At 71.7% G+C, this 361-nt stretch carries 1 pseudogene; it reads right to left on the bottom strand.

From position 1 onward, the window contains the following. Window positions 1–226: pseudogene (locus tag FLQ44_RS16540) on the bottom strand (arginyltransferase); the annotation flags it as partial. Window positions 227–361: the final 135 nt, after the last annotated feature.

Genomic DNA, 361 nt, shown 5'->3' with positions numbered 1-361 from the left:
CCCGGACGTCGATCCGCACCGGCACGCAGGCCATGCAGGTGTCGCACTGCGGACGATAGACATGGCCGCCCGAGCGGCGGAAGCCCTGCGCCAGCGCCGCCGGATAGACCGCCGGCAGTGCGCGGCTGTCGGGGTCCAGCACGATGTCGCGGGCGCGACGATCCGGCCAGTAGCCGCAGGGATGCTCGGCGGTCTGATAGATGCGGATCGAGCTGGCGGCGGTCATGGCGGGGGCGAAGTCTCCGGTCAGCCGGGCGGCGCTGCGGTCAGGATGCCGATCGCCAGCGCCAGCAGGCCCAGCAGCATGCCGGCCAGCATGCTCCAGATCGCGTAGCGGCGTTCCGCCATGCGTTCCAGTTCC

This window comes from Vogesella mureinivorans (assembly GCF_007644035.1).
Lineage (GTDB): Bacteria > Pseudomonadota > Gammaproteobacteria > Burkholderiales > Chromobacteriaceae > Vogesella > Vogesella mureinivorans.
The sequence above is the reverse complement of the archived record's forward strand: the minus strand, read 5'-3'. Positions and strand labels throughout refer to the sequence as shown.